The sequence below is a fragment of the Massilia mucilaginosa genome, assembly GCF_011682145.1.
GTDB classification, from domain to species: domain Bacteria; phylum Pseudomonadota; class Gammaproteobacteria; order Burkholderiales; family Burkholderiaceae_D; genus Telluria_A; species Telluria_A mucilaginosa.
This window is the reverse complement of the sequence record NZ_WHJH01000009.1, coordinates 155,554-179,165: the sequence shown is the minus strand read 5'-3', so window position 1 is coordinate 179,165 and position 23,612 is coordinate 155,554. Positions and strand designations below refer to the sequence as shown.

The window sequence follows — 23,612 nt, the reverse complement described above, 5'->3', positions numbered from 1 at the left end:
CGGACACAGCGCCACGTACCTGAATCAATTACGTCATTGCGCACACTCATCATGTCTGCAATCGTGAAACGACTTCAACGATGCCCCTGCTGCAATGTGGCTCGATATAACTTATGACACAGTAAGATTAGCACCGAGGAGAACAAAGCTCAGTCTGACCTGGAGAATATGCTACGCTTCGCCTATGTGGAACTACCCTAAATTCCTGGCCCATCGCGGCGGCGGCAAGCTCGCGCCCGAAAACACCATCGCCGGCCTGCGCTGCGGCTTCGCGCACGGCTTCCGCGCGGTCGAGTTCGATGTAATGCTGGCGCGCGACGGCGTGCCTGTCGTCATGCACGACCCTTACCTGGGGCGCACCATCGCCGGCTCCGGCAATGTGTTCGATTACGACGCGGCCGAACTGGTCACCATGGACGCCGGCAACTGGTTCAGCACGCAGTTCAAGGGCGAAACGGTGCCGCTGTTCACCCAGGTCGTCCAGTTCTGCAAGGACCACGGCATCTGGATGAATATCGAGATCAAGCCGGCGCCTGGTTTCGAGGAGGAAACGGGCAGGGTGGTCGCCAATCTCACGCGCGCCCTCTTCGGGCTGGAAATCGCCCGCGACGACCCGCGCCGGATCCCCTTGCTGTCGTCCTTCAGCCCGCTCGCGCTGGGCGCCGCCATGCAGGCGGCGCCCGACCTGCCGCGCGCCTTGCTGCTCGACCGCCTGGAGCAGGGCTGGCAAGAACAGGCCCGCGTGCTGCGGGCGGTGGCGATCCACACCAACCACAAGCACCTGGACCAGGCGCTGGCGCAGCAGGTCACGGCCGCCGGCTACGGCCTGTTTTGCTACACCGTCAACGACCCGGTGCGCGCGCGCGAGATCCTGGGGTGGGGCGTGGATGCCTTCTGCACCGACCGCATCGATCTGATCGGGGCCGATTTCGCGTAACACGCCCCCGGCGCGGTCCCACCCGGTGTTTACTCCAGTCCCATACGCTATAATCGTTTTTTTATAGCATGCTGCCTTCTTGCGCCCATACGACATGAAATCATCCGAAATCCGCGACAAATTCCTGAAGTTCTTCGAATCCAAAGGCCATACGATTGTCCGTTCGAGCTCACTCGTACCGGGCAACGATCCGACCCTGATGCTGACCAACAGCGGCATGGTGCAGTTCAAGGATGTGTTTACCGGCACCGACAGCCGTCCATACACCCGCGCCACGTCGGTGCAGCGCTGCGTGCGCGCCGGCGGCAAGCATAACGACCTGGAAAACGTCGGCTACACCGCGCGTCACCACACCTTCTTCGAAATGCTGGGTAACTTCAGCTTCGGCGACTACTTCAAGCGCGACGCCATCAACTACGCGTGGGAGCTGCTGACCAAGGTGTACGGCCTGCCGTCCGAAAAGCTGACCGTCACCGTCTACATGGAAGACGACGAAGCCTACGACATCTGGGCCAACGAAGTGGGCGTGCCGAAAGAGCGCATCATCCGCATCGGCGACAACAAGGGCGCGCGCTACGCGTCGGACAATTTCTGGCAGATGGCAGACACCGGCCCGTGCGGCCCGTGCACCGAGATCTTCTACGACCACGGCGCCGATATTCCCGGCGGCCCGCCAGGCTCGCCCGACGAAGACGGCGACCGCTTCATCGAAATCTGGAACCTGGTGTTCATGCAGTTCAACCGCGACGAAGCGGGCGTCATGCACAAGCTGCCCAAGCCCTGCGTCGACACCGGCATGGGCATGGAGCGCCTCGCCGCCGTGCTGCAGCATGTGCACTCGAACTATGAGATCGACCTGTTCCAGGCATTGATCCGCGCCGCCGCGCGCGAAACCGGCGCCCTTGATCTCGAAAACAAGTCGCTGCGCGTGATCGCGGACCACATCCGCGCCTCGGCCTTCATGATCGTCGACGGCGTCATTCCGGGCAGCGAAGGGCGTGCCTACGTCCTGCGCCGCATCATCCGCCGCGCGCTGCGCCACGGCCACAAGCTGGGCCAGACCAAGCCGTTCTTCTTCAAGCTGGTGCAAGACCTGAACATCGAGATGGGCGCGGCCTATCCGGAGCTGGCCGCGGTCAAGAAGCGCGTCGCCGACATGATCGAAGCCGAAGAAGTCAATTTCGGCAGGACGCTCGAAAACGGCATGAAAGTGCTGGAAGCGCAGTTGGCCAAGAACCCGGGCAAACTCGATGGCGCCACCGCCTTCCTGTTGTACGGCACCTATGGCTTCCCGCTCGACCTGACCGCCGACATCTGCCGCGAGCGCAATATCGAGTTCGACGAAGCCGGCTTCCACGAAGCCATGAAGCGCGACAAGGAAATCGGCGGCGGCGGCACTGGCGTCAAGCAGAAAAACGTCGAATACGCCGGCGAGAAAAACAAATTCGTCGGCTACGACAGCCTGGCGCACGCCAGCCGCGTGGTGGCCCTGTACACCGACGGCGGCGCGGTGCAGGAACTGGCCGCCGGCCAGAGCGGCATCGTGGTGCTCGACACCACGCCGTTCTACGCCGAATCGGGCGGCCAGGTGGGCGACCAGGGCGTGCTCACGTCCGCCAGCGCCACCTTCTCGGTGGACGACACCCTCAAGGTGCAGGCCGACGTGTTCGGCCACCACGGCGTGCTCAAGACGGGCGTGCTGAAAGTGGGCGATGCGGTCGACGCCAATGTCGATGAAGCCAAGCGCGCGCGCACCATCCGCAATCACTCGGCAACGCACCTGATGCACAAGGCGCTGCGCGAAGTGCTGGGCGACCATGTGGCGCAAAAAGGCTCGGTGGTCGATCCGGACCGCACCCGTTTCGACTTCTCGCACAACGCGCCGCTGACGCAGGATCAGATCGCCCAGGTCGAAGTGATCGTCAACCGCGAGATCCTGGAAAACCACGCCACCGCCGCGCATACCATGAGTTTTGATGACGCCGTCAAGCATGGCGCCATGGCGCTGTTCGGCGAGAAGTACGGCGACGAAGTGCGCGTGCTCGATATCGGCTCGTCCAAAGAACTGTGCGGCGGCGTCCACGTGGGCCGCACCGGCGACATCGGTCTTTTCAAGATCATCGGCGAAGGCGGTGTCGCCGCCGGCATCCGCCGCGTCGAAGCGGTGACCGGCGAAGGTGCGCTGGCGCTGGTGCAGTCGCTCAACCGCCGCGTGCAGGAAGCGGCCGGCGCGCTGAAAACCACGCCGGACGAACTGACCAGCCGCATCGGCCAGGTGCAGGATCAGGTCAAGTCGCTGGAAAAAGAACTGGCCGCATTGAAGTCGAAACTGGCTGCCAAGCAGGTCGATGAACTGGTGACCCAGGCGGTCGACGTGAACGGCATCAAGGTCGTCGCAGCGGTGCTCGACGGCGCCGATGCGGCGCGCCTGGGCGAGGCCGTGGACAAGATGAAGGACAAGCTCAAGACGGCCGCCATCGTGCTGGCCAGCGTGGCCGATGGCAAAGTGGCCCTGGTTGCCGGCGTGACGGCCGATGCGATTGCCAAAGTCAAGGCTGGCGAGCTGGTCAACTTCGTCGCGCAGCAAGTGGGCGGCAAGGGCGGTGGCAAGCCGGACATGGCGCGTGCCGGCGGCACCGATCCGAGCGGCCTCGATGCGGCCCTGGCCGGCGTGACGGCGTGGGTGGCCGAACGCGTGTAAGCGTTAGCTGCTACATTAAGCTCCGTCTCCCCCGCGAAGGCGGGGGAGACGAGGGACGCGTCTGCCGACGGTAGATGCGCGCCGGCGGCGTAGCTAACCATACGTCACAGTACGGCCCGTACCGACTGGCAACTTCACTTCAGACGTTTCTTACACGCAGCTTACAATTATCATTGCAGCACCGTTATTGTCGTTGTGACCATGCAACAAGTACTTTTAATATTGGTGCGGTGCGTCAAATTTGCGGATTTGGAGTATATTTGTTGGGTGAGTAGTCCAATCCACCCTAAGAGCAAGCGATGAGCGATACAACTTTCGACAGCGAGATCATGGAATACCAGAAGGAACTCGACGCGCGGGGACTCAATTGCCCACTGCCGATCCTGAAGGCCAAGAAGGCACTCGCGGAAATGGAAACCGGGGAAGTGCTGCGCATCGTCGCCACCGATACCGGCTCCGTGCGCGACTTCCAGGCCTTTGCCAAGCAGACCGGCAATGCACTCGTTTCCCACACCCAGAACGGCCGCGAATTCATCTTTTTGATGCGCCGCAAATAAGATCCCGGACGGGGCGACGCATCAGCACGCCCCGCGAATTGTCTTCGACTTTTTCCCGACTTCATGACAAAGCCCGATGATTAGGTGTTTTCCTCTAGCTAAAAATCGCACGATCGTGCTTTAATTTGGCGGGAAAACGGTTTTTCTCTTATAATCTAGGCCACTTTAGTCAAGTCACCCTATTTATTCTTCCAAAGGCACCCCTATGAAAGTCCTGGTTCCCGTCAAACGCGTGGTCGACTACAACGTCAAAGTGCGCGTGAAATCCGACGGCAGCGGCGTCGATATCGCCAATGTCAAAATGTCGATGAATCCTTTCGACGAGATCGCGCTGGAAGAAGCGATGCGCCTGAAAGAAGCCGGCAAGGTCACCGAAGTGGTGGCTGTGTCCTGCGGCGTGACCCAGTGCCAGGAAACCCTGCGCACCGGCATGGCCATTGGCGCCGACCGCGGCATCCTGGTCGAAACGAGCGCCGACCTCGAACCGCTGGCCGTGGCCAAGCTGCTCAAGGCGCTGGCCGACAAGGAGCAGCCGCAGCTGATCATCCTGGGCAAGCAAGCCATCGATGACGACTCGAACCAGACCGGCCAGATGCTGGCCGCCCTGCTGGGGTGGCCACAAGCGACGTTCGCCTCGAAAGTCGTGCTGGAAGACGGCAAAGTCACCGTCACCCGCGAAGTCGACGGCGGCCTGGAAACCCTGGCGCTCACCTTGCCGGCGATCGTCACGACCGACCTGCGCCTGAACGAGCCGCGCTACGTCACGCTGCCGAACATCATGAAGGCCAAGAAAAAGCCGCTCGATGTGGTCAAGCCGGAAGAGCTGGGCGTCGATATCGCCCCGCGCCTGAAGACCCTGAAAGTCGTCGAGCCAGCCAAGCGTTCGGCCGGCATCAAGGTGCCGGATGCAGCGACGCTGGTCGCCAAGCTGCGCACCGAAGCCAAAGTTATCTGATCGCGGCCTGGCCGTCTCACCTAAAAATACAGGAAAAATCATGGTCGCATTAGTCATTGCTGAACACGACAACGCCTCCCTCAAGGGAAGCACCCACCACACCGTCACCGCTGCGATTGCCTGCGGCGGCGAAGTGCATATCCTCGTTGCCGGCAGCAACTGCGGCGGCGCAGCGGCGCAAGCGGCAGCCATCGCCGGCGTGACCAAAGTGCTGGTCGCCGACGCCCCGCACCACGCCGACGGCCTGGCCGAAAACGTGGCCGAGCAGGTCCTGGGCCTGGCGCAATCGTATTCGCACATCCTCGCGCCGGCAACCGCCTACGGCAAGAACATCCTGCCGCGCGTGGCCGCCAAGCTGGACGTGGCGCAGATCTCCGAGATCACCAAGGTCGATTCGCCGGACACCTTCGAGCGTCCTATCTACGCCGGTAACGCGATCGCCACCGTGCAGTCGTCGGACAAGATCAAGGTCATCACCGTGCGCACCACCGGTTTCGATTCGGCCGCGGCCGAAGGCGGCTCGGCCGCCACCGAAGCCATTGGCGCGGTTGCCGATTCGGGCAAGTCGAGCTTTGTCGGCCGCGAACTGGCCAAGTCGGATCGTCCTGAACTGACCGCCGCGAAAATCATCGTTTCCGGCGGCCGCGGCATGGGCTCGGGCGACAACTTCAAGATCCTCGAGCCGCTGGCCGACAAGCTGGGTGCCGCCATGGGCGCTTCGCGCGCAGCGGTCGACGCCGGCTTCGTGCCGAACGACTGGCAGGTTGGCCAGACCGGCAAGATCGTCGCGCCGTCGCTGTACATCGCGGTCGGCATCTCCGGCGCCATCCAGCATTTGGCCGGCATGAAGGATTCGAAGACCATCGTCGCGATCAATAAAGATCCGGAAGCGCCGATCTTCTCGGTGGCCGACTACGGCATCGTGGGCGACCTGTTCGAGGTCGTGCCTGACCTGGTCAAGCAACTCGGCTAAGACGCGTCGGCTACCGAAAAGCATCTGCAGCAAACACCTGTAGGGTGGGCACGGGAACCCTGTGCCCACCCTACACGTCCATTGGAAGCGCAATTTTAGGAGATCAAGGTGACTTACAAAGCCCCGCTGAAAGACATGCTGTTCGTGATGAACGAACTGGCCGGACTGTCCGCCGTCAACACGCTGCCCGGTTGCGAAGACGCCACCGCCGACACGGTCGAAGCAGTCCTCGAAGAAAACGCGAAATTCTGCGCCAACGTTGTCGCGCCATTGAACTACGCCAGCGACAAGGATCCGAGCTTCTGGCACGACGGCCAGGTGAGCACCTCCAAGGGCTTCAAAGAGGCCTTCAAGGGCTTTGCGGAAGCCGGCTGGCAGGGTGTGCAGCATCCGGTCGATTTCGGCGGCCAGGGCTTGCCCAAGCTGGTGGCCACGCCGTGCATCGAAATGCTCAACGCGTCGAGCATCTCGTTCGCGCTGGTGGCCCTGCTGTCGGACGGCGCGATCGAAGCGCTGCTGACGGCAGGTTCCGACGAGCAGAAGGCACGCTATCTGGAGCCGCTGGTGTCGGGAAAATGGACTGGCACCATGAATCTGACCGAGCCCCAGGCCGGGTCGGACCTGGCCGCCGTGCGCACGCGCGCCGAGCCGCAGGGCGACGGCACCTACAAGGTGTTCGGCACCAAGATATTCATCACCTACGGTGAGCACGACCTGACCGAGAACATCGTCCACCTGGTGCTGGCGCGCACGCCGGACGCGCCTGCGGGCGTGAAGGGCATTTCGCTGTTCATCGTGCCGAAGTTCCTGGTCAACGCCGACGGCTCGCTGGGCGCGCGCAACGACGCGCACTGCGTCTCGATCGAGCACAAGCTCGGCATCAAGGCCAGCCCCACCGCCGTGCTGCAGTTCGGCGACAACGGCGGCGCCATCGGCACCCTGGTCGGCGAAGAGAACCGCGGCCTCGAATACATGTTCATCATGATGAACGCGGCGCGCTTCGGCGTGGGCTTGCAGGGCATCGGCCTGGCCGAGCGTTCGTACCAGCAGGCCGTGGCCTTCGCCAAGGACCGCGTGCAGTCGCGCGACCTGGCCGGTTCGGCCGGCCCGGTATCGATCATTCACCACCCTGACGTGCGCCGCATGCTGATGTCGATGCGTTCGCAGGTCGAGGCGGCACGCGCGCTGGCGTATGTGGGCGCGGGCATCAGCGATGTCGCCCACCACCACGAAGACGCCGCCGTGCGCGCGTCCAACCTGGCGGTCTACGAGTACCTGGTGCCGATCATCAAAGGCTGGTCGACCGAGATGTCGCAGGACGTCACGCGCGACGGCGTGCAGGTTCACGGCGGCATGGGCTTCATCGAAGAAACCGGCGCGGCGCAGCACTACCGCGACGCCAAGATCCTGACCATCTACGAAGGCACGACCGCGATCCAGGCCAACGACCTGGTGGGCCGCAAGACGGTGCGCGATGGCGGCGCGGTGGCCAAGTCGATCATCGGCCAGGTGCGCGAAACCGAGGCGCTGCTGGCGGCGCAGCAGGGCGCGGACTTCAAGGCGATCCATCGCGCCCTGGCCGACGGCAGCGTGGCGCTGGAAGCGGTGGTGGAGTACGTCACCGGGAACATGAAGACCGACATCAAGGGCGTGTTTTCGGGCAGCGTGCTGTATCTGAAGCTGGCCGGCATCGTGCTCGGTGGCTGGGTGATGGCGCGCGCGGCGCTGGTGGCGCAGGCGAAGATCGACGGCGGCGCTGGCGATGCCAGCTTCTACAAGGCCAAGATCGCCACGGCGCGCTTCTTTGCCGACCATATCCTGACGCAGGCGTCGGGATTGCGTACGGCGATTGTGGAAGGTAGTGCAGGGGTGCTGGCGCTGACGGAAGATCAGTTCTAGGCTAAGCACCACCAGGCCGTCGTTCCCGCAGCAAGGCGCGGGAACGACGCTCTGGCCGTTAGTGCCGCATTTTATGCGCGGCGAATCGAATTGCCCGCATTGCGCACGCGGTCCCCACGCTGCATCCCCGGCTGGTTGTCGAACTTGAACGAGCGGCGCTGGCCGTTGTCGTACTGGACATCCACCGTCCACACCGTGCGCGCATTGGCGCGTTCCTGGATCTTCTTGCCCGCATACGCACCACCGATCGCACCGGCCAAGGTGGCGACCGTGCGTCCCGAACCGCTGCCGACCTGGTTGCCCAGCAGCCCGCCCACGGCGCCGCCGCCAACCACGCCCAGCGCATTGGCCTTGCCATTCTGGCGCGCGCTGCGTACCGCCGTCACCTTGCCGCAATCGCGGCACACGGCGCGCGCATCATGGCGATCGCCGCCGCGCCCATGTCCGGACGAGGCTTGTGCCGCTCCCATCACGCTGCCCAGCGCCAGTGCCAGCGCCAGTGTCACATTCCATTTCATCATCGTCTTCTCCTGATTGATTTATCGTGCCCGCCAACGCGCTGCATGCCGCATTGTAGATCAGTTGGGAGACTGCAATTATTCGAGGCAAGGATGTGCTTCGTCCGCACCCATCTGTTTATAATCGACGCACGGTAGTTACATCCCACCCTTGCCTCATCCAACAGGACCTATCTTGAACATTCATCAATACGCAGTGCGCCTGCCCGCAGCCCTGGCCATCGCCACCCTGTTTGCCGCCTGCGGCGGCGGCGGCGGCAATCCGAGCAGCGTCCCGGGCAAGGGCGACACCCCGACGCCCACGCCCACTCCCACGCCGACACCGACACCGGGCGATGTCAGGCCCGATGGCTGCAAGGCCTACATCGTGGCCGACAAAACGGTCGCAGCCGGCAAGGCCGGCGGCGCCAGCGTGCTCTCGTGCGGCGGGCCGCTGGCCGATGTGAGCTGGAGCCAGGTCAGCGGCCCGGCGGTCACGCTGCAGGCGGCGCGCACCCCGACCGTGTCGTTCGAAACGCGCGAGAAGGGTGTGATCGTCCTGCGCGCCGACGTCATCCTGGCCGACGGCTCGCGCCTGTCGCTCTCGACCGAGGTCACCGTGAGCGACGCGCCGGCGGGCAGCTTCATCAACCTGCGCGCCGACCACTCCGTGCGTCCCGAGGTGCAAACCTCGGTGCGCGCCTGGCCGACCCTGATCGGCGACGACACCATCGCCAGCATCGTCTGGACCCAGGTCGGCGGCCCAACCGTGACCATGGATACCGCCAACCGCCAGCTGCTGATGTTCACGGCGCCGCCATCGAGCACCGACGTGGCGCTGCGTTTTCGCGCCACCATGACCACCAGCAGCGGCGTGCAGGACAGCGACGAGGTCTTGATCAGCCTCGACCAGCAGGCGCCGGGCAACGCCGACACCCTGTTCGACAGCCCCACCGCGCGCGTGCATGCGTACCGCCAGGCCGGCGCCTACGCCGGCGTCCTGGCCAAATGTGCGTACGACGTCAAGGTGTACTACGACACCTCGTCGAACAACACGCTGTGCCGCGCGCAGGAGTTGCCGCCGCTGCAGACCGAAGCGGGCGTGGGCGTGGTGCCGAGCGTGGCCCAGATCATGGGCCGGGTGCTGGTGTCGCACGACTTCTTGGGTGCCAATTTCGAGCAGTTCCTGCTGACCCAGGACCCGGACAGCGACTTCCGCCGCCTGCTGGCGAGCGTGTCGACCATCGTCATCGGCTCGCACGTGCGGCCGAGTTTCTACAGCGCCGGCACCGGGGCGATCTACCTCGACGCCAACAACCTGTGGCTGACCGCCGAGCAGCGCGACGTGGTCACCGAGGTGCCCGACTACCGTTCCGCCTTCGACGACGAACTGAACTTCATTCCGCTGGGCCGTTCGGTGAAAAACAACGACTACGCGCGGCGCAGCTATTCATCGACGACGCGCGTGACGCGCACCACCGACGACCTGATGTTCTTCCTGGGCCGCCTGCTGTATCACGAGCTGGCGCACGCCAACGACTTCCTGCCGTCGGTCAACCGCGCCATCAATCCGCAGCGTTCGATCTGGGAAAATATCTCCGAGCGCGTCGGCAGCCGCACGCTGCCGTCCGACGCGCTGGCGGCGCAGTACCCGCTGCAGTCGGCCGAGATGCTGGGCATGGGGCGGGTGCTGTACCAGGGCGAGACGGCCACGGTCGTGCAGAAGTCCTACACGGCTGCCGAGGTCGGCAGTTTCTTCGGCGCCGACCGCGCATCGGACGACTATGCTTACTCGATCAACAAGACCGACAGCTCGCGCGAGGACCTGGCGATGCTGTTCGAGGAATTCATGATGAGTTACCGTCATAACGTGCTCTACGACGTGGCCTATGCCAACCAGACCACCGGCAGCGAACTGATCATCGGCTGGGGCCAGCGCGGGCGCATTGGCGAGGCGGCCATCAAGCCGCGGATCAAGCTGGTGCTGCAGCGCATTGCGCCGTGGATCGACACCAGCGCCGTGGACCGCCTGCCGGCGCCCGTCATGATGACGCCGGGCGCGACCTGGGAAGCGAACCTGGTGCTCAATCCATCGAGCATGGCCAAGCGCTCCGCGCTGCGGGTCGAATCGGCTGACGAACGCGCCGCGCGCCTGAAAGGCGACATCAAGCCGCGCGAACGGCACGGCAAGATGACGCCGGACCTGCGTCAGCCGTAAGAGCCGCCGGTGTACAGCAGGTCGAACAGGCGGGCCAGGGTGGCGATGCCCATCGAGGCCGCCACCAGCATTGTGCAAACCAACAACAGTGCCAGTACCCAGGTCGATCTCGACTGGCGGCCTGAAGCGGCGTTGAAGGCGGCGTCGAATTTTTCGTCGGGCATCAGGCCGATTACCAGCGCCTCGATGAAGCCGACGATGGCCGAGAGCACCAGCGGCAGGATCTGGAAAAACCAGTTGGCGTCGGGCGCCAGGCCGTACACCAGGCCGGCTACGGGCAGGCTGGCCAGGTGCAGCAGGCCGAGTTTGTCGAGGCTGCCGCGCAGGTAGAAGCGGTGCGCGCCGAGGCAGCCGAGGATCACGGCGAGGAAACTGGCGAAGGCTTTGTTTTTGTGCGATGTGGACATGAGGCGGGTGAGGGAAGCGGGAAAGCAGGCAGTATCGGTCAATTCCGAGAGGAACGCACGGCGTTTGCCGTGGCTATAACAATCTCGACGCCGTCTCCCCCGCCATTTAGCCGTCTCCCCCGCGAAGGCGGGGGGGCCATGGCACCTATGCTCAAAGATGGTATGGACCCCCGCCTTCGCGGGGGAGACGGCGCTGAAGTCCCGGGCAATACACACAGCAATCGACACAGTCGCCCACGATGCAGTTGGCGGTTCACCCCAAAATAGGCGATAATCTTCAATTCGCCCCGAAGTGCGCGCCCTGTTGTCATTAACGCTTGCTGCTGCGCGGCATTGCGCGCTATAATTGTCGGCTTTTTCCGCCCAGCACAACTTTTTGGAATTATTATGGTCGTTATTCGTTTAGCTCGTGGAGGCGCCAAGAAGCGCCCGTTCTTCAACATCGTTGCAACGGACTCGCGCAATCGCCGCGACGGCCGCTTCATCGAGCGCATCGGTTTTTACAACCCGATGGCAGCTGGTGGCGAAGTCGGCCTGCGTATCACCGCAGATCGTCTGGCTTACTGGCAAGGCGTTGGCGCACAATTGTCGCCAACCGTTGCGCGTCTGGTGAACAGCCAGCCAGCAGCTCCAGCAGCAGCCTAAGCAGGTCCGGGTTTGAGCGGTCCAGCAGCATCCGGGGTGCAAATCCCCGACGATCTGACGCAAGTCGGGTACGTGTCCGGCGCTTTTGGCGTCACCGGTTCGATTCGGGTCACCCCGTTTTCCACCGACGCGGATGGGTTGCTGAGCGTGAAAACCTGGTGGCTGGATAAACCCAGCCTGCAATCCGTCTCCGTACGGACTGCGAAAATGCACGGCGGCGACGTCGTGGCCCAGTTGGCAGGTACGCTCGGGCGGGATGCCGCGGAGGCGCTGAAAGGCGCCGCTGTTTCCATCCCGCGCAGCCAATTCCCGCAACTGCCGGCCGATGAATTTTATTGGTCCGATCTGATCGGGCTGAATGTAGTGAACCTGCAAGGCGAGGCCTTGGGGCTGGTGTCCGACATGATGCATAACGGCGCGCAATCGATTTTGCGCATCACGCCGCTGCCGCAGGCCGCGTCGGGTACCGCGAACGATGCAAAGGCGCCCGAGCGCCTGATTCCGTTTGTGGACCAGTTCGTTATAACAGTTGACCAGGCAAGCAAGACCATCACGGTGGACTGGGGTCTGGACTATTAAGACCGCAACAAGGCGAGAGCGCCATGCAATTTGATGTCGTGACCTTGTTTCCCGAGATGTTTGCCGCGCTGACGCAGTCGGGTGTGACCCGCCGCGCGTTCGAGCAGAAACGCTGGGGCCTGTCGACCTGGAATCCGCGCGATTTCACGACCGATAACCACCGTACCGTCGACGACCGCCCGTATGGCGGCGGACCGGGCATGGTGATGCTGGCCAAGCCGCTTGAGGCCGCCATCGGCGCCGCCAAGCAGCGCCAGGTGATGCTCGATCTGCCGATTCCGCGCGTGGTGTTCATGTCGCCGCAGGGCAGGGCGCTGACGCACGAGCGGGTGATGGATCTGAAGGACGAAGCGGGCTTGATCGTGCTGTGCGGACGCTACGAAGCGGTCGACCAGCGCTTGCTCGACCGCTGCGTGGACGAGGAAATCAGCCTCGGCGACTTTGTGCTGTCGGGTGGCGAACTGCCGGCGATGGCGCTGATGGATGCGGTGGTGCGGCAGTTGCCGGGCGTACTGAACGACGACGCCTCGGCGCTCGAAGACAGTTTCGTCAACGGCCTGCTCGATTCGCCCCATTACACCCGTCCCGATATGTACGAAGGCGTGGCGGTGCCGCCGGTCCTGATGGGCGGCAACCATGCCGAGATCATCAAGTGGCGGCGCGAGCGCATGCTCGACGCCACCGCGAAGAAACGGCCCGATCTGCTGGTTCGCGCGCGCAGCGCCGGACTGCTGAGCAAGGCCGATGAAAAGTTTCTTGCAGGTTTGTAAATCTGCTATTGCAGTACCACTGTGCAGGCAATGTCGCCCGCATCAGTAACCCCATCCTCTACTGGGCGAATGCAGCGCCAGCAAGATGGTTATCGGAGTCCTAAAAATGAATTTGATTCAGCAACTTGAGCAAGAAGAAATTGCCCGTCTGGGCAAGACTATTCCTGATTTCGCACCTGGCGATACCGTTATCGTCAACGTCAACGTAGTCGAAGGCACCCGCAAGCGCGCCCAGGCATACGAAGGCGTCGTGATCTCCCGTCGTAACCGTGGCCTGAACTCGAACTTCATCGTTCGCAAGATCTCGTCCGGCGAAGGCGTCGAGCGTACGTTCCAGCTGTATTCCCCGCTGATCGCATCGATCGAAGTCAAGCGTCGTGGTGATGTTCGCCGCGCCAAGCTGTACTACCTGCGTGAGCGTTCGGGTAAATCGGCACGTATCAAAGAAAAACTGCCAAACCGTCGCGCTGCAACTCCAGCCGCTGCCAAGTAATCGGCATCTGCGTTGCAAAAAAGGCATCCTATCCGGATGCCTTTTTTCGTTTTGAAGGACAATACCCTTGCCCAAGATTATTTTCGATCCAGAAAAATTGCCCGTCGAAGCCCTCGGTGGCGAAGCGGCGCTCGACCCCGAGCGCCTCACGCCCGACTGGCTGCGCCGGCGTTTCGCCAGTCCGCCCGACTGGCAGCCGGAGCCGCCGGGCGAATCCTGGGCTGCGCGCGCGGAAATGATGCCGGCGTCGGTGTTGTTGCCGCTGGTGCAGCGCGAGGGCGGGCTGACCATGTTGCTGACCGTACGCACGGCGCACCTGTCGGCGCATGCCGGGCAGATCAGCTTTCCGGGCGGGCGCGCCGAGAGCTACGACGCCTCGGCGATTGCCACCGCGCTGCGCGAGAGCGAAGAAGAAATCGGCCTGCAGCGCCGCCATGTGGACGTGATCGGCACCTTGCCCGACTATATTACCGGGACCGGCTACCGGGTCACGCCGGTGGTGGGCCTGATCGCGCCGCCGTTCGAGCTGGCCGCCGACGCCAACGAAGTGGCCGAAATCTTCGAAGTGCCGCTGCAATTCCTGATGGACGGCATGAACCACCAGCGCCTTTCGCTGGAGCTGCCCGAAGGGGCGGGACAGCGCAGCTTCTACGCCATGCCGTATGATCGCTTCTTTATCTGGGGCGCCACCGCCGGCATGCTGCGCAATCTGTTTCACTTCCTGCGTGCCTGAGCCGTCCCGGTCGGATCGCCAGCCGGTCGGATCGCCACCCGGTCGGATCGCCAATATGTTTGATTGAATCGGTGCTCTGCGCTATCGTAGCGGGCATTGATGAATTGCTCTGCTGCTTCATTTCAAAAAGTACAAAAGGACGTTCGATGACATTTCTCTCCATTCTCTGCGCGCTGCTGATCGAACAGCTCAAGCCGCTGCGGGCAGACAATCTGATATATGCGGAGATCAAGAGTTTTGCGATGCGCATGGAGGGCTGGTTCAACGCGGGCGACGCCAGCAACGGACGCATGGGCTGGGTGCTGGTCATCCTGCTGCTGGTGGGCCCGACGGCCCTGATTTCCTGGCTGCTGTACAACTACCAGCTGGTCTTCATCGCCTTTGCGTGGAATGTGCTGATTGTGTACCTGACCCTCGGTTTCCGTCATTACAGCCACTATTTCAGTTCGATCCAGGGCGCGCTGAGCGCGGGCGACGAAGCCGGCGCCCGCGCGCTGCTGGCGGAGTGGGCGCGGATCGACACGGTCGGCATGGAAGCGTCGGAAGTGGCCCGCATCGCCGTGGAAAAATCGCTGGTGACCACGCACCGCAATGTATTCGGGGTGTTTTTCTGGTTTTTGATCATCGGGCCGGCCGGCGCGGTGATGTACCGCGTGTCGGAATACCTGGCGCGCGCCTGGAACGAGCCGGATCACATGCGCAATGAAGCCTTCGGCCAGTTCGCCGCGCGCGCGTTTTACTGGATCGACTGGCTGCCGGTGCGCCTGACGGCGGTGGCGTTCGCGGTGGTGGGCAATTTTGAAGATGCCATTTATGCATGGCGCAATTTCGCCCATCGCTGGAGCGATGAAGCGCGCGGGATCATTTTGTCGGCCGGCGGCGGTGCCATGGGCGTGCGCCTGGGCACGCCGAACGAGAATGCGTCCAAGGTCTTGCCGCCGGACGCGGCCACCGTGGACAGCACCTACAGCGAAGTGGAAGTCATGCCGGGCGAAGAACCGAACGCCAGGGCCCTGCAAAGCACGGTCGGATTGGTGTGGCGGGCGTTGCTTTTATGGATGCTGCTGCTGTTGCTGTTGTCGGGGGCGGTGGGTTTGGCTAATATTGGGCAGGTGGCGACGTAAGGGCGTTTCCTGACTGTTCTCTTCTGGTCGCTCAACTTAAAACCGCCATTCCTGCCATTGGCAGAAATGACTTCCCGCGCAGGCGGGAACCCATAGCACCGATGGGTACCACTTGCACAACCATTTCGTCGCGAATCATGCGTGCTATGGATTCCCGCCTGCGCGGGAACGACGAGGGGGGCGGAGACGACGGTATCAGTGAGCGCCTCGTCCATCCGGACCGCATCATTCTGCAAGCTCAACTCTTCTATAAGATATAATACTCACGTTGCACAGCAGCACCTGATTCACTGGCCCGGCGCTTGCGCCTTCGTCTCCACGCATCTTCTTGTTCCCACGACCCGCCCTATGGCCGAGTTATCCGAAAGCAAGAAAAAACTCGCCGACGAGTTTTTCATTCTTGGCCTTACCAGCAATGGCAGGCAGTTCCGCCCCAGCGACTGGGCCGAGCGGCTGTGCGGCGTCATGTCCTGCTTTCGTCCCGAAGGCTCGGGCGGCCGTAATGCGCACCTCCAGTTCTCGCCCTATGTGCGCCCGACCATGCTCGACGGCGTCAAGGCGGTGGTGGTCAACAACGACCTCCAGAAACTCGAACCGCTGGCCTACCACTTCGTCCTCAATTTCGCCAAGGACAATGATCTCCAGATCATCGACGCCTGCATCCTGCCCGAACCGGGCGAGCCTAAAAACTGAAAAGCATCACAGCTGTTTTGAGGAAGATCAAACCGGCGACAGAAAGAGCGCGTTAGCTTAAGTCTTTTGCGCGCCCATCTGTGTGCGCGCCCATCACAAGCGCTGAGACGCTCGGGAGAAAACAATGCGCATAGGCGAAATCTGCACTGTCCAAACCATCTACTGCAAGGGCGACGAAACGGTCCAGGCCGCAGCCTTGTTGATGCGTAAGCATCACGTCGGCGACCTCGTTGTCATCGAACAAACAAACGAAGAACGCATTCCGGTTGGCATCCTCACCGACCGCGACATCGTGGTCTCCGTCATCGCGCTCGGTCTCGATCCAGCCAGCCTGCTGGTCGGCGACATCATGAGCGCCGACCTCCTGACCGCGTCGGAAGACGACGACGTCTACGAAACGATCGACCGCATGCGTTCCCGCGGCATCCGGCGTGTTCCTGTGGTCAACAACGCCGGCGGGCTGACCGGCATCGTCAGCGTCGACGACCTGCTCGAATTCCTGGCCGAGGAAATGGGCGAACTGTCGCGTATCAGCTCGCACCAGCAATCCCACGAGAAACGCGCGCGCCAGTAGTCGCGAAGCCGCTAGCCGGGCTCTGGTATGATGGCTCGCGCCGGGGTCCGCGTGGCCACGGCAAACCGTGTCCACTCTAAAAAGACCTCATGAATCACATTCGCTGGATCTGCGCCGCCGCTTACCTTGTTACGGGCGCCGCGCTCGCCCTGCCTTTGCCGAAAGGCGTGGTGCAGGGCCCTTCCGTCGAAGGCATCACCGAGTACCGCCTTCCGAACGGCCTGAAGGTGCTGCTGTTTCCCGACTCGTCCAAGCCCACCGTCACCGTCAACGTGACCTACCTGGTCGGCTCGCGCCACGAGAACTACGGCGAAACCGGCATGGCCCACCTGCTCGAACACCTGATGTTCAAGGGCGCGCCCAACAACCGCAACATCGCGCAGCAGTTCTCGCAGCGCGGCATGCAGTTCAACGGCACCACGGCGCTCGATCGCACCAATTACTACGAAGTGTTCCAGGCCGGCGACGACAACCTGAAATGGGCGCTGCAAATGGAAGCGGACCGCATGGTTCATTCCTACATCGCCAAAAAAGACCTCGACTCCGAAATGACGGTGGTGCGCAACGAGTACGAAAGCGGCGAGAATTCGCCCGCCGACGTGCTGATGAAGCGCATGCAGAGCCTCGGCTACGACTGGCACAGCTACGGCCGTTCGACCATCGGCAACCGCAGCGACATCGAGAACGTCAGGATCGAGAACCTGCAAGCGTTCTACCGCACCTGGTACCAGCCCGATAACGCGGTGCTGCTGGTGGCCGGCAAATTCGACCCGGCCCGCGCGCTGGGCTGGATCGCGCAAAGCTTCGGCGCCATCCCCAAGCCCAAACGCGCCTTGCCGCAGTTCTGGACGGTGGAGCCGACCCAGGACGGCGAGCGCAGTTTTACCGTGCGGCGCCAGGGCGACGTGCAGATGATCGCGGTCGGCTACAAGGTGCCGGCCGCCCTGCACGACGACAGCGACGCCTTGAGTTTCGCCTCCGAAGTGCTGGGCGCGGCCACCACCGGGCGCCTGCACAAGCAGCTGGTCGAAAGCGGCAAGGCCAGCGACGTCTTCGCCTACGCCGAAACCGGCTACGCGCCCGGTATGCTGTACTTCGGCGCCGTGGTGAAGAAGGGCGACCCGATCGAACCGGTGCGCGACGCCCTCACGGCCGCCGTCGAAGACTTTGTGAAGACTCCGCCCACCGAGGCCGAGATCGAGCGCGTGCGGCGCAACTACACCAACAGCATCGACAAAAGCCTGAACGACCCGCAGCAGGTCGGCGTGGCCTTGTCCGAAGTGATCGCGCTGGGCGACTGGCGCCTGTTCTTCGTCGGGCGCGAACGCATCGCTACCATGACCCCGGCCGACGTGGCCGCGGCGGCGGGGCGTTACCTGCGCCGCGACAACCGGGTCACCGGCCACTTCCTGCCCGACGACGCCCCGCGCCGCGCCGAGATTCCACCCGCGCCGACCCTGGCCAGCGTGATGAAAGACTTCAAGTCGAAAGCGGCCAGCCAGAAGTCGGAAGACTTCGACCCGAGCCAGGCCAACATCATGAAACGCACCACCCTGGCCAGCGTGGGCGGCATGAAGCTGGCGCTGCTGCCGAAAAAGAACCGCGGCGAAGCCGTCTCGGTCGACCTGAACCTGCATTGGGGCGACCAGAAAAGCCTGTTCGGCAAAGGCATGCTGCCGGCCATGACCGGCGCCATGCTCACGCGCGGCACCACCAAATACACGCGCGAGCAGTTGTCGGACGCCTTCGACAAACTGAAGATCAGCGGTGGCCTGATGGAGTTCGAAACCACGCGCACCAACCTGAACGAAGCGCTGCGCCTGATGGCCCACGTGCTTAAGGAACCGACCTTCCCGGAAGCCGAATTCGAGCAGCTGCGCCAGCAATGGCTGGTGAGCCTGGAGTCGGGCCGCAGCGAGCCGCAATCGGTGGCCGCGCGCACCCTGGGCGAACACTTCGACCATTATCCGAAAGGCGACGTGCGCGCCACCCGCACGCTCGACGAGCAGATCGCCGAGGTCAAGGCGGTGCGGCTGGAAGATGTGAAGGCGTACTACCGTGACTTCTACGGCGCCTCGCACGGCGAACTGGCGATCGTGGGCGACTTCGACGCCGCGCCCGTTGCGCCGCTGGTCGACGAATTGTTCGGCAAGTGGCAGAGCCGCGCCAGCTACGCGCCGGTCCTGCGCACCAACGCCCCGGTCGCGCCCCTGAAGAAAACCATCAACCTGGCCGACAAGGAAAACGGCGTGGTCATGGCGCGCCTGAACCTCGACCTGCAGGTCGACGATCCGGACTATCCGGCGCTGATGCTGGCCAATTACATTTTTGGGGACGGCGGCCTGGAATCGCGCCTGATGAACCGCATCCGCCAGAAAGACGGCCTGTCCTATGGCGGCGGCTCGCAACTGGGCGCGGGCGACCTTGACCGCGCCGGTAGCCTGACGATGAGCGCCATCGCCGCGCCGCAGAACCTGGCCAGGCTCGATGTGGCGATGCGCGAAGAACTGGCGCGCGCCGTGACCAAGGGGTTTACCGCCGGCGAACTGGCGGCGGCCAAATCGGGCCTGCTGCAACAGCGCGCGCAAAACCGCGCCGAAGACAGCGTCCTGGCAAGCGGCTGGACCGCGCTGCTGTACCTCGGCAAAACCTTCGAATGGAGCGAGCGCTTCGAGCAGAAACTGGCGGCTGTATCATTGGAGCAACTAAATGCCGCCTTCCGCAAGGCGATCGATCCGGCCGCGCTGAGCGTCGTCATAGCGGGCGACCAGGAAAAAGCCAAGCCCAGGAAGTAGGGAAAAGAATACTTGCTGGCGGGATAGCAACGTTTACGGTATTCTGTTGCTTCGAGGAAGCATTTGCTTCCTCTGTAGAATATACGGAGATGTTGGATCATGGCCAGGGAGAAGCAGAAGGACACCTCGTTCGAGGGCAAGGTTGTTCTCGTGACGGGCGCGGCGGGCGGTATCGGACGCGCCGCCGCAGTGGCGTTCGGGCGTGCCGGAGCGTGCGTGGTGGTGGCCGATACGTCGGTCGACGGCGGCCATGCGACGGCGGCGATGATCGTCGAAAATGGCGGCAAGGCGCTGTTCGTGCAGTGCAACGTGACGCGCGCCTCGGAAGTCGAAGCGCTGGTTGACAAGACGGTGGCGTATTACGGCAAGCTCGATTGCGCGTTCAACAATGCGGGCATCGAGGAAGAGCACCAGCCGCTGGCGGAAGCCGACGAGGCGCTGTTCGACCGCATCATGAACGTCAATGTCAAAGGCACCTGGCTGTGCATGAAGTACGAGATTCGCCAGATGCTCAAGCAGGGCAGCGGGTCGATCGTGAACACGGCGTCGGTGGCAGGTCTGGTGGGCGCGCCGACGCAGCCGATCTACGCGGCCAGCAAGCACGCGGTGGTGGGCATGACCAAGACCGCCGCGGCCGAGTATGCGCGCGAGGGGATTCGCATCAACAGCGTGTGCCCGGGCGTGGTCAATACGCCGATGATGGGCCGCGCGCTGGAACGCGAACCGCTGCGCGAGAAAAAGCTGCGCAACGTGCATCCGATGGGCCGCTTCGCCGAGCCGGTCGAGATTGCGAATGCGGCGATGTGGCTGTGTTCCGAGCAGAGTTCCTTCGTGACCGGGCATCAGCTGGCGGTCGATGGCGGCTTGACGGCGATTTAGACAAATTGCGTTGGTTCGGCCATCGGTGGAACCAACGACGACGTGCAGCGCTTCGTATTCCAAACGGTGCTGCACGTGCACGGCCCGACGCCTGCGCACGCGCAGGCGATTTTCATTACAAGAAAATGCCCTTGGTTGCTGATCCGCCGTGGATAGTCGCGGCGCGTACTCGCAAGTCCTTCTTATTCCATGGCAGCAGCGCCGCGACGTCATCTACGATGTCCCCGCCGGCAAATCGCTGCGGTCCGAAACGCCAGTCACCCCAATAACGCCGTCGGCTTACCGCTTACGTTGGTCGATCAATTCATGCTGCGCGGCCAGTAGCGCACCTTGGCGATGTGATCCGCATTCCGAGGGCCGATGGCGGACACCGGGGCTCTTGCGACCGGTATTTCAATGCGATCGGCGCTTGATTTTTCACACGGTGTCAGCAGTGCGGATCTCCTATCCTGAACCTCACAGGAAGCGCCGGTGCAACGGCTTTCTTTGTCCACCGCCAATAAAGCAACGATTTATGTCGGAAGAAACGTGAGCGATATCAACAGCGGTGGGGTAGTCATCGGAAATTTCTGCTTCGGCCCGGGAGACGAAGATTTTCATATTGATGACTGGTCAGGCTATGTTGCCTTTTGGCCTGGCAGGAGTAGAGAAAATTGATAGTAACCCACACACCCAAAACGGAAAAAAATGAATCATGCCCATACCTACCCAATGCCAAGCGCTGGCTGAAGAGATTCAAGAACTGCAGCAAGAAAGAGCCGATCTGCAGGCCGAACTCCAGACCGCGCCAACGGGGATGAAGGCTGCTCTGGCGAATCAGATCATACGCCTCAGTGCCTCGATTCGCGCAAGGCAGGTTGCGCTCACCGCTTACACGAACTGGTCAAGCAACTCTGATGGGATTTCTGGAAAAGTGGGATTGACCGAGCCGTCGTTTTTTTCTTGCGTGGCATACACGGTCATTTTAATTGCTGAAATGATATTCCCTACGCACATAGTTTCTGACAGGCTTACCTCAATACGGGAACGCGCCCGACCCGTCAAACGGTCATATTTGAAAAATACAGAGGTGTCACATGCATATCCATCAAGATCGACTGCTTCCGAATGAATTCCTTGAGGCAGAAGAGTTCCTATTGTCCTCCAACGGCCGCTACACCTTCGTCTACCAAGGTGATGGAAACCTAGTGCTGTATAAATTCCGTCCCGATGGAAGCAGAAATTGGCTGTGGGATTCGCAGACGAATCGCAAGCCGGTCGGCAGATGCATCATGCAGGGCGACGGCAACCTGGTCATCTACGGGCCGACAGGCAACTACGTCTGGGACAGCGGGACGGGCGGAAAAAACGATTCCTGGCTTGTCATACAGGATGATGGCAACGCGGTGATCTACCTGCCCAATGGAGCGCCTGTTTGGGCTACCAACACCGTACAACCGGCGATGGGAAAGGTCACCGACGAAGAGTTGAAAAACTGGTCCCAGAATCGCAGGACCGCCGTCGCGGGACACTGCTATCCGGAGCACCTTGACGAGCTCGTAGCGATTGTGAAGGAAGCCGAGCGGCAGGGACGCTGCGTTCGAGCGGTAGGAAGCAAGTGGTCCGGCTCCGACGTTGCCATGACACCCGACTATGTCGTGGAAACCGACCAGCTCGCCGGTATCGTGACCGACGTGCTGGAAGCGAGTCCCGCCATCCTCATTTCAAGTGCCTCCCATCTCAATCTGGTACACGTAGAGGCCGGCATCAAGCTGGTTGACCTCAATCGCTTCCTTGATGGGAAAGACTTGGCCATGCCGGTGCTGGGCGGCTCAAGCGGACAGAGCCTGGCCGGTGCACTCTCGACCAGCGTCCATGGGGCCGACTTCGAGATGGGGCCGCTTCCCGACATCGTGCGGGCGATTCACCTGGTCGGCCCTGGAGGCATCCAATATTGGATCGAACCCACAGCCGGGATCACCGATCGCGACCGTCTCTCGGCGCTGCTCAGCATCCCGAAGGAAAACATCCGTCACGACGATGCCTGGTTCAACTCCGTGCTCGTGTCGATGGGGGCCCTGGGGATCATCTATTCCGTGATCATCGAAGTCAGGCCGCAGTACAACCTGATCGCGAACTGCGAACATCTGAACTGGGACACGATGCGGGCCAGACTGCGGGCGGGCACCGCTTTTGTCGGCAAGCGTGCCGTGCAAGTTGTCGTCAGCCAGTTCAAGCACGACGACGGCACGCGCCCCTGCTTCCTGACCACGCGTACCGAGTCCGTGAAAACCAGCCCATTTGTCGGGGGACTGTCCGCGGATCTGACTCGGATTCTGGCCGGTCTTTCCATCGAGCTGCTCAATGTGGCTCCCCAGACCTATCCTGCCATTGTCAAGGCGGCGCTGTTCCAGTCGCTCAACGCCGGTACGACGGAAGGCTGGGCTCACACCATCATGTGTTCTCCCCCACCGCCCCCGGCTATCGGGCTCGGCCTGGAGTTCGCGTTCGACGCCAACAACGACGCGTACCTGGACTTCGTCGATGCAGCGTTGGAGCTTCTCGACACCGCTTACCAAAACGAGGCACTCGGGTTGGGTGGCTGGCTTTCGCTGCGATTCGTTGGCCACTCGCGGGCCTATCTGTCGCCGCAGCATGCATCCACCCGGACCTGCATGGTTGAGTTCACGGGAGCTGCGGCATTGAAGAGCACGAAACCGCTCCTGACTCGGCTCGAAGCCGAGGGGAGGGCGCACGGCGGCATCCAGCATTGGGGCATGTTCGACGACCTCCAGGTCGGTGACGTGGCAAGGGCCTATCCCGAACTGGACAGGTGGCGCCAGGTTCGCTGGGAACTCACGAACGGCGGCATGCTCGGCACCTTCGACAACGCCTTCACCATTCGCTGCGGTCTGTCGCAAGCGCCCGGCGCCAACATCCAGCTCTGGCACAACGAGCAGACGGCCAGCGGCGTTTCGGCGCCATGGACCGATTGGCATGAACTCGCGAAGCCCGCCAACAAGGCCAAGATGCTGGCACTGATAGCTCATCCCGACGGCCGCATGCACGCGGCCATGACGGGACTCGACGGACAGATCTGGCACAACGAGCAGACGGCCGTCGGCGTCTCGGCGCCGTGGACCGACTGGCATGCGCTGTCCAACCCTGGCAACAAGGCCAAGACGCTGTCGCTGGCGGCCCATC

22 protein-coding genes are annotated in these 23,612 nt (G+C 62.6%); 19 read left to right on the top strand and 3 right to left on the bottom strand.

Going from position 1 to position 23,612, the window contains the following annotated elements; all coding sequences use genetic code 11:
- The first annotated feature begins 184 nt into the window (after window positions 1–184).
- The 6 genes from ugpQ to F2P45_RS11115 all read left to right on the top strand — a co-directional run bounded on the left by ugpQ (window position 185) and on the right by F2P45_RS11115 (window position 8,022).
- Window positions 185–937 carry a glycerophosphodiester phosphodiesterase gene (gene ugpQ / locus F2P45_RS11140; RefSeq protein WP_166874230.1) on the top strand — a complete coding sequence of 251 codons (753 nt, stop codon included), beginning with the start codon at window positions 185–187 and terminating at the stop codon, window positions 935–937.
- 94 nt (window positions 938–1,031) lie between these two features.
- Entirely contained in the window at window positions 1,032–3,638 is a 2,607-nt protein-coding gene (gene alaS / locus F2P45_RS11135) for an alanine--tRNA ligase (protein ID WP_166874227.1), read from the top strand.
- 329 nt (window positions 3,639–3,967) lie between these two features.
- Window positions 3,968–4,195 carry a sulfurtransferase TusA family protein gene (locus F2P45_RS11130; RefSeq protein ID WP_054268154.1) on the top strand — a complete coding sequence of 76 codons (228 nt, stop codon included), beginning with the start codon at window positions 3,968–3,970 and terminating at the stop codon, window positions 4,193–4,195.
- Window positions 4,196–4,400: 205 nt separating this feature from the next.
- Entirely contained in the window at window positions 4,401–5,150 is a 750-nt protein-coding gene (locus tag F2P45_RS11125; protein ID WP_166874224.1) for an electron transfer flavoprotein subunit beta/FixA family protein, read from the top strand.
- A 40-nt stretch (window positions 5,151–5,190) separates the two neighbouring features.
- On the top strand, window positions 5,191–6,123 hold the full coding sequence (locus F2P45_RS11120; RefSeq protein ID WP_166874222.1) for an electron transfer flavoprotein subunit alpha/FixB family protein: 933 nt from the start codon (window positions 5,191–5,193) through the stop codon (window positions 6,121–6,123).
- Between the two features lie 108 nt (window positions 6,124–6,231).
- Window positions 6,232–8,022: an acyl-CoA dehydrogenase gene (locus tag F2P45_RS11115; protein ID WP_166874219.1), complete on the top strand. Its 1,791-nt coding sequence runs from the start codon at window positions 6,232–6,234 to the stop codon at window positions 8,020–8,022.
- Between the two features lie 71 nt (window positions 8,023–8,093).
- On the opposite strand, the gene F2P45_RS11110 is transcribed toward F2P45_RS11115, so the two are convergent.
- Window positions 8,094–8,543, bottom strand: coding sequence for a glycine zipper 2TM domain-containing protein (locus F2P45_RS11110; RefSeq protein WP_187367163.1), 450 nt, complete (start codon window positions 8,541–8,543; stop codon window positions 8,094–8,096).
- 172 nt (window positions 8,544–8,715) lie between these two features.
- Here F2P45_RS11110 and F2P45_RS11105 point away from each other — a divergent pair, with 172 nt between their 5' ends.
- On the top strand, window positions 8,716–10,737 hold the full coding sequence (locus F2P45_RS11105) for a hypothetical protein (protein ID WP_166874216.1): 2,022 nt from the start codon (window positions 8,716–8,718) through the stop codon (window positions 10,735–10,737).
- Here the strand turns inward: F2P45_RS11105 and F2P45_RS11100 are convergent.
- Complete coding sequence (locus tag F2P45_RS11100) at window positions 10,728–11,144, bottom strand: NINE protein (protein ID WP_166874213.1); 417 nt, start codon at window positions 11,142–11,144, stop codon at window positions 10,728–10,730. The two genes, F2P45_RS11105 and F2P45_RS11100, sit on opposite strands and share 10 nt — an antisense overlap.
- 387 nt (window positions 11,145–11,531) lie before the next feature.
- Between F2P45_RS11100 and rpsP the strand changes: the two genes are divergently transcribed.
- The 10 genes from rpsP (at window position 11,532) to F2P45_RS11050 (ending at window position 20,429) form a co-directional block, all read left to right on the top strand.
- Window positions 11,532–11,789: a 30S ribosomal protein S16 gene (rpsP, locus tag F2P45_RS11095; RefSeq protein ID WP_099874747.1), complete on the top strand. Its 258-nt coding sequence runs from the start codon at window positions 11,532–11,534 to the stop codon at window positions 11,787–11,789.
- 36 nt (window positions 11,790–11,825) lie between these two features.
- A complete protein-coding gene (gene rimM / locus F2P45_RS11090; protein WP_187367162.1) occupies window positions 11,826–12,368 on the top strand; it encodes a ribosome maturation factor RimM in 543 nt (180 codons plus the stop codon).
- A 23-nt stretch (window positions 12,369–12,391) separates the two neighbouring features.
- Entirely contained in the window at window positions 12,392–13,138 is a 747-nt protein-coding gene (gene trmD, locus F2P45_RS11085; protein ID WP_166874208.1) for a tRNA (guanosine(37)-N1)-methyltransferase TrmD, read from the top strand.
- Window positions 13,139–13,244: 106 nt separating this feature from the next.
- Window positions 13,245–13,631, top strand: a complete 387-nt coding sequence (gene rplS / locus F2P45_RS11080) for a 50S ribosomal protein L19 (protein WP_054266855.1) — start codon at window positions 13,245–13,247, stop codon at window positions 13,629–13,631.
- A gap of 67 nt (window positions 13,632–13,698) precedes the next feature.
- Window positions 13,699–14,364: a CoA pyrophosphatase gene (locus F2P45_RS11075; protein ID WP_166874205.1), complete on the top strand. Its 666-nt coding sequence runs from the start codon at window positions 13,699–13,701 to the stop codon at window positions 14,362–14,364.
- Window positions 14,365–14,510: 146 nt separating this feature from the next.
- Complete coding sequence (locus tag F2P45_RS11070) at window positions 14,511–15,488, top strand: CobD/CbiB family protein (protein ID WP_166874202.1); 978 nt, start codon at window positions 14,511–14,513, stop codon at window positions 15,486–15,488.
- Window positions 15,489–15,836: 348 nt separating this feature from the next.
- The gene (locus tag F2P45_RS11065) at window positions 15,837–16,181 is read left to right on the top strand and encodes a DUF3579 domain-containing protein (RefSeq protein ID WP_166874199.1); all 345 of its coding nucleotides are present in this window, start codon (window positions 15,837–15,839) and stop codon (window positions 16,179–16,181) included.
- A gap of 124 nt (window positions 16,182–16,305) precedes the next feature.
- Window positions 16,306–16,755, top strand: a complete 450-nt coding sequence (locus F2P45_RS11060) for a CBS domain-containing protein (RefSeq protein WP_166874196.1) — start codon at window positions 16,306–16,308, stop codon at window positions 16,753–16,755.
- An 89-nt stretch (window positions 16,756–16,844) separates the two neighbouring features.
- The gene (locus F2P45_RS11055; RefSeq protein WP_166874193.1) at window positions 16,845–19,550 is read left to right on the top strand and encodes a M16 family metallopeptidase; all 2,706 of its coding nucleotides are present in this window, start codon (window positions 16,845–16,847) and stop codon (window positions 19,548–19,550) included.
- A 99-nt stretch (window positions 19,551–19,649) separates the two neighbouring features.
- A complete protein-coding gene (locus F2P45_RS11050) occupies window positions 19,650–20,429 on the top strand; it encodes an SDR family oxidoreductase (RefSeq protein ID WP_166874191.1) in 780 nt (259 codons plus the stop codon).
- Window positions 20,430–20,885: 456 nt separating this feature from the next.
- Here F2P45_RS11050 and F2P45_RS11045 read toward each other — a convergent pair whose 3' ends face one another.
- Window positions 20,886–21,029 carry a hypothetical protein gene (locus F2P45_RS11045; protein WP_166874188.1) on the bottom strand — a complete coding sequence of 48 codons (144 nt, stop codon included), beginning with the start codon at window positions 21,027–21,029 and terminating at the stop codon, window positions 20,886–20,888.
- Window positions 21,030–21,123: 94 nt separating this feature from the next.
- Here F2P45_RS11045 and F2P45_RS11040 point away from each other — a divergent pair, with 94 nt between their 5' ends.
- On the top strand, window positions 21,124–21,540 hold the full coding sequence (locus F2P45_RS11040) for a hypothetical protein (RefSeq protein WP_166874183.1): 417 nt from the start codon (window positions 21,124–21,126) through the stop codon (window positions 21,538–21,540).
- Window positions 21,506–23,612: FAD-binding protein (locus F2P45_RS11035; protein WP_166874180.1), on the top strand; the 2,107-nt coding region annotated here is incomplete at its 3' end. The genes F2P45_RS11040 and F2P45_RS11035, both read left to right, overlap by 35 nt.

Excerpts from the sequence above, each read along its gene's own strand:
- F2P45_RS11060 (WP_166874196.1), top strand. The coding sequence starts at position 16,306 with ATGCGCATAGGCGAAATCTGCACTGTCCAAACCATCTACTGCAAGGGC.
- F2P45_RS11120 (WP_166874222.1), top strand. The coding sequence starts at position 5,191 with ATGGTCGCATTAGTCATTGCTGAACACGACAACGCCTCCCTCAAGGGA.
- F2P45_RS11040 (WP_166874183.1), top strand. The coding sequence starts at position 21,124 with ATGCCCATACCTACCCAATGCCAAGCGCTGGCTGAAGAGATTCAAGAA.
- F2P45_RS11055 (WP_166874193.1), top strand. The coding sequence starts at position 16,845 with ATGAATCACATTCGCTGGATCTGCGCCGCCGCTTACCTTGTTACGGGC.
- F2P45_RS11065 (WP_166874199.1), top strand. The coding sequence starts at position 15,837 with ATGGCCGAGTTATCCGAAAGCAAGAAAAAACTCGCCGACGAGTTTTTC.
- F2P45_RS11130 (WP_054268154.1), top strand. The coding sequence starts at position 3,968 with ATGGAATACCAGAAGGAACTCGACGCGCGGGGACTCAATTGCCCACTG.
- F2P45_RS11125 (WP_166874224.1), top strand. The coding sequence starts at position 4,401 with ATGAAAGTCCTGGTTCCCGTCAAACGCGTGGTCGACTACAACGTCAAA.
- F2P45_RS11070 (WP_166874202.1), top strand. The coding sequence starts at position 14,511 with ATGACATTTCTCTCCATTCTCTGCGCGCTGCTGATCGAACAGCTCAAG.
- rplS (WP_054266855.1), top strand. The coding sequence starts at position 13,245 with ATGAATTTGATTCAGCAACTTGAGCAAGAAGAAATTGCCCGTCTGGGC.
- F2P45_RS11050 (WP_166874191.1), top strand. The coding sequence starts at position 19,650 with ATGGCCAGGGAGAAGCAGAAGGACACCTCGTTCGAGGGCAAGGTTGTT.
- trmD (WP_166874208.1), top strand. The coding sequence starts at position 12,392 with ATGCAATTTGATGTCGTGACCTTGTTTCCCGAGATGTTTGCCGCGCTG.
- F2P45_RS11110 (WP_187367163.1), bottom strand. The coding sequence starts at position 8,543 with ATGATGAAATGGAATGTGACACTGGCGCTGGCACTGGCGCTGGGCAGC.
- F2P45_RS11100 (WP_166874213.1), bottom strand. The coding sequence starts at position 11,144 with ATGTCCACATCGCACAAAAACAAAGCCTTCGCCAGTTTCCTCGCCGTG.
- alaS (WP_166874227.1), top strand. The coding sequence starts at position 1,032 with ATGAAATCATCCGAAATCCGCGACAAATTCCTGAAGTTCTTCGAATCC.
- rpsP (WP_099874747.1), top strand. The coding sequence starts at position 11,532 with ATGGTCGTTATTCGTTTAGCTCGTGGAGGCGCCAAGAAGCGCCCGTTC.
- ugpQ (WP_166874230.1), top strand. The coding sequence starts at position 185 with ATGTGGAACTACCCTAAATTCCTGGCCCATCGCGGCGGCGGCAAGCTC.
- F2P45_RS11045 (WP_166874188.1), bottom strand. The coding sequence starts at position 21,029 with ATGAAAATCTTCGTCTCCCGGGCCGAAGCAGAAATTTCCGATGACTAC.